This is a genomic window from Salinicola endophyticus, from assembly GCF_003206575.1.
GTDB classification, from domain to species: domain Bacteria; phylum Pseudomonadota; class Gammaproteobacteria; order Pseudomonadales; family Halomonadaceae; genus Salinicola; species Salinicola endophyticus.
On the sequence record NZ_PZJO01000021.1, the window covers coordinates 1 to 1704 of the forward strand.

The window sequence follows — 1704 nt, forward strand, 5'->3', positions numbered from 1 at the left end:
CGAGGCGGTCTCCTGCAGGCTGGCGGCCTGCTCCTGGGTGCGTTGACTCAGGTTCTCGTTGCTGGCCACCAGCTCCCCGGAGATCGACTCCACGGTGCGCGCATTGTTGGCTACCTCGGCGATCACCCCGGTGAGCTTGTCGCGCATGGCAGCCATGGCATCCAGCATGCGTCCGAACTCGTCGCGATAGCGGGTGCTCAGGCGTACGCCCAGGTTGCCCTCGGCCAGGGCGGTGGAGAAATCGGTGGCTTCCTGGAGCGGGCGCAGGATACCGCGGGCCAGCCACCAGCCGATGGCGGTAGCGATCACCAGCGCGACCAGGATGGCGGCGATGATGATCGTGCGGCTGGTCTGATAGTCCGCCACGCTCTGCTGATAGTCAGACAGCGTCGCTGCTCGCGACGAGCGGTAGAGCTGGGTGATGGTGTCGTAGAGGTTCGTGTAGCTTGCGTCGATCTGAGTATCGCTGGCGCTGCCGCTATCGAGCAGATCGCGTAGCGCCTGGCGCTGCTGGGTGTAGGTGGTGGCCAACTGACGCTCGGCGTCGTTGGAGATCAAGCCGGGGGAGTAGCGGTCCCAGGCATCATCGGCGCGCTTGCGGTTCTTCTCGATCTCCTGGCGCTGGGCGTCGGAGAAGTTGTTGCCATCGATTTTGGCGAAAATGGTGCGGTTGTCACCGGTGGCCGCCCGAACCGTGGAGAGTTCGATCATCGACTGAACGTTCTTCTCGACGATCGAGTGCATTGAGGTCTGGGTCTGACGGTTGCTCAAGACCCCCTGCACGCCGACCGCGATCAGGAGGGCGATCAACACCCCCAGTGCCACGACCAGCCTGGCCTTGACGCTTCTGGTTATCCCTAACATCTGTACTTCCTCGCTGTTCTATTGCCATCCATGGGTGCCATCCCGGTAGGGCAGATGACACGGTCCATCTGTCGCTATCGGCGAAATTCGGGCGGGATTGAACGAAATTCGCAGGATTCGATTTTTTTCGTGTTTGCATGGTTTTATTATGTAATGTTTTCTGGCGCTGAGATCTGCTTGATGCTCTGACAGGCGGCGCCGATGAGGCCGAATGGGATGCATGATCCTCTGGGGCGTGGCTAGCCGAGCGGTGCATTAGAATTAGGGCGCATCGCTCGATTTATCGAACGATGCACCGGTGGTGACTGCAAGCGTTAGAAGCTGCTCCACTCCTCGACGTCTCCGGACGTCTGGCGCGGGGGATGGCGCTTGGTCGAGGCCGACCGGGGCGATGGCGAGGCCAGCGCGGTGGTGGCCTTGTCGACCGCGCGGCTGGCGATACTCTTCTGTGCACTGTCTTCGTAGCCGCGGAAGAAGCTGACCTCCTGCGCCAGCAGTTCGGCCTGCTCCTTCAGGTTACCGGTGACCGTGGTCGACTCCTCGACCAGGGTGGCGTTCTGCTGGGTGACGCTGTCCATCTCGCCCACTGCCAGGTTGATCTGCTGGATGCCGGTGGACTGCTCGCGGCTGGCGACGGCGATCTCGGAAACCAGGTCGGTGACCTTCTCGACGTTGGTGACGATCTTCGCCAGAGTCTCGCCGGAGCGATTGACCAGTTCGGAGCCACGCGCCACGCGCTGGGCACTTTCGGAGACCAACTGCTTGATCTCGCCGGCGGCATCGGCACTGCGGCTTGCCAGCTGGCGCACTTCCTGAGCGACCACGGCGAAGCCGCGGCCC

Annotated in this window: 2 protein-coding genes; both read right to left on the bottom strand. The window is 62.6% G+C overall.

Going from position 1 to position 1704, the window contains the following annotated elements:
- The coding region (locus DOM66_RS19375; RefSeq protein WP_157959114.1) for a methyl-accepting chemotaxis protein at window positions 1-864 on the bottom strand (864 nt) is incomplete at its 3' end.
- 314 nt (window positions 865-1178) lie between these two features.
- Window positions 1179-1704, bottom strand: a 526-nt coding sequence (locus DOM66_RS19380; RefSeq protein ID WP_245392496.1) for a methyl-accepting chemotaxis protein, incomplete at its 5' end; no start/stop codon positions are given.